The following is a 2,747-nucleotide window of genomic DNA, read 5'->3' on the forward strand; positions in this document are numbered from 1 at the left end:
CGCCTCCTGGGCGCCCCGGATCGCGGTAGCACCAAAGTCATAGATGGGGATCTGGAAATCGACCGACAAGCCGCGGCGCTTGGTCACGTCCCGCGTGACCTCAATGCTGCCCGCCTCATTGATCGCAACCGACTTTGTCCGGTCGTAGCTGCTGGTGGTGGCCAGATCAAAGGCGCTCACGAAGCGGGTGGTCCCGGCAAGGCCATACTGGCCGGCAACGGCCGCCAGATCATAGCGGGCTGCCTGCAGATCAACCCGGCATTCCAGCGCCCGCCGTTCGATATCCTGGCCGGTGGCCAGCCGCGCTGGCAGCGGCGGCAGGGTTCCGGGCAAACGGAAGGTGATGTCGCGGCCCCAGACCCCAAGCTGCCGGATCAGGCGCTCCCGCTCGACCTTCTGCTGGATACGGGCCTGCGGCCAGCCTTCTGAGAGCTCTGTCCCGTTGCTTTGCTTGGTAAGCTCCAAAGCAGCCTCTACCGTATCTGGTAAATCAATTCGAAGCTGGGTTAGCTCCCTTTCTGCTCAATGTGTCCAGGCATGAAAGTGTCCGATAGCCGAACTAATGCGGACTCAGCTGTAGTAAGTGTTCGTGATCTAGCTGAACAGATCGCACCAGGCCTTGTCGCGAGTGCCTTGGCTCAGCGCAGATTGCTAAGCCTGCCTACCAGCTGTAGATTTTGGTACGTAGGGACTGCGGCTTAGATTAATCTTGTGAGGAACAATGCGGAACTTGTTAACTGCGGTGGCTCTGGCGGGTGCTCTGCTAGGGTCGTCAGCTTTGCGAGCTGATGAGGCGGAGATCAAGGCTGTTAAGGCCGTGCTGGCGGCCTATAAGGCATCGGTTGAGAGGCTGGATTCCTCCAGCAGTGTCACTCTGTTCACAGAAGACTCGGCTGTCTTCGAGAACGGCGCGTCAGAGGGCACCTTCAGACACTACTTGGGCCATCACCTTGGGCCGGAGTTGAAGGACGTGAAGTCGTTTCGCTACTCGGATTACGCGGTGACCGTGAAGGTGGACGGACCGTATGCTCTTGCGGCCGAGACCTACCGGTTTTGGATGGAGCCTGCACAGGGAGGCGTGATCGAGCGTCAGGCTGTTGCCACCAGCGTGCTGCGCAAGGAGGGTAATGACTGGAAGATTTTGCAATCTCATAACTCTTCGCGGCGGCCAAAGGGAAGCTGAGGTCAACGCAGCCTGTTTCAGCCCTTGCTGAAAGGGCAATCCGCCTTGTATGATCGTTGCGATTACACCGTGATTTCGCGGCGTAGTTCCCTTACGAGGCTTTGGAAGCCTCTCCCTCCAGCCGTCTCGGATTGATCCGGACGGCTTCTTTTTTGCAGGTCAGACTGGTTGACTCACCTACGCCTTAGCTCTGGGTTCTGATCCTCAGGGTAAGGAGCACCTGTATTGCGTCTGTCCAGCATGCCCCCCACTTAGTCTCGTCGACGCGGCATTGTCCTCTGCTGCATGTGACCGTGACGATCCGGTGCGAGGTTGCTGCGCAGTTCGCCTCATAGACGTTTATAGCGCCCTGACCCTAGAGCAGCTCGATCTTAGGCGTCAGGCAACCTGCCAGCCTGAGAGTATTCTGTACCTGTGCGTCAGTCGCGCGAAGGGGGAGGGTCGTTACCACCAGGACGGCGAGGAAACCACCGCTCACAGCACCTAAAGTGCGAGTGTGCCACAGCATTGTCTATTACCTCAAATACTCTGAACAGGAGTGCCACGGGTGAGAGCCCGTGGGCAGCAGTTTGGCAGTCCAAGGTGCCACTTCGAGATTGCCCTGGCTCAAATGCAGACCCGAACCCAGGTCCGATGCGGTCCATGGGGCGAGTGCACCCACCTCCGCGTGAGAAAGCAGTTCCTATGGACAGAAGCGGTGTAGCCCCGGTAGCCGTAAGGCCTCCATACGCCGGAGTAGCCAAACCTGGCCGCAGCACGCGTCAGACCACCATAGCCCCGGCGCCGGTCGGTGCGGAAATGGATGGGGTGCCTGTGGTGATGAGCACGATACCGATGATGTCTGACAACGCCGCCGTGATGAGGGTGGCGAATACGGCTTTGAGCGCTCTCATGATCGCGGTGATGCCAGCCGCTATATCCAGACTGGGCTAATCCGGGCGAAGGCATAAGCATCCCAGCGAGCATAGCCACTACAAGAACCGTTATCTGACGCATAGCTGCCTCCTGTCGAGGACACGCACATAATAGCACGAGGCTCGCGAGAGCGGCACAACATCGCCCTTCCGATGGCACTGATCAGGGCCAAAGCTGTCAGAGGGCACTGGCCATCGAGCAGAACCTCGTCACTGTGGACGCTTTGATTCCTCCACTGTGACACAACAGACACCATTTATGGTCAGCCGTCGCAATGGGAGACTGCCATCTTGTAGTGTCCATGGCACACACGCTGTAGTCGAATGCGCAGAGATCAAGCGGGCATGTAACCGGTCCCCCCGCAAGTCCGAACTCATGGTCAGACGATCCCTGAACTCTCTGGTTAGTCAGGAGTAGACCAATGAGAGCTTGTCGTCATCGCTGCCGCACTCGTTTGCCATCCGCAGCTCGCCGAATCTCTTCGGCGGGATCGCTTCAGATCGGAGCTCGTGTACGAGGCACCGTGCACATTCCCTTGGCCTTCCGCCTCTCGTGCAAAAGTTCCCAAGGTAGACAATTTTATGGAGATTGATCGTAAGCGCGCAAATCTCTGCACCTTTTCATCGCTGATGCAGTAAAGGAGTCTGTG

General features: G+C 58.2%; 2 protein-coding genes and 1 pseudogene. 1 reads left to right on the forward strand and 2 read right to left on the reverse strand.

Translation table 11 applies throughout. The annotated features are described in order from the left end of the window. Positions 1-465, reverse strand: a pseudogene (locus OC446_RS29935) (TolC family protein); the annotation flags it as partial. 265 nt (positions 466-730) lie between these two features. On the opposite strand from OC446_RS29935, the gene OC446_RS29940 reads away from it, so the two are divergent. Next, a complete protein-coding gene (locus OC446_RS29940; protein WP_262032523.1) occupies positions 731-1,183 on the forward strand; it encodes a nuclear transport factor 2 family protein in 453 nt (150 codons plus the stop codon). A 761-nt stretch (positions 1,184-1,944) separates the two neighbouring features. On the opposite strand, the gene OC446_RS29945 is transcribed toward OC446_RS29940, so the two are convergent. After that, positions 1,945-2,076 (reverse strand): hypothetical protein, encoded by a 132-nt coding sequence (locus OC446_RS29945; protein ID WP_262032524.1) that lies wholly within the window; start codon positions 2,074-2,076, stop codon positions 1,945-1,947. Positions 2,077-2,747: the final 671 nt, after the last annotated feature.

Origin of the sequence: Microvirga sp. Mcv34 (assembly GCF_024519725.1) — a bacterium.
In the GTDB taxonomy this organism is placed as follows: domain Bacteria; phylum Pseudomonadota; class Alphaproteobacteria; order Rhizobiales; family Beijerinckiaceae; genus Microvirga.

Excerpts from the sequence above, each read along its gene's own strand:
- OC446_RS29945 (WP_262032524.1), bottom strand. The coding sequence starts at position 2,076 with ATGAGAGCGCTCAAAGCCGTATTCGCCACCCTCATCACGGCGGCGTTG.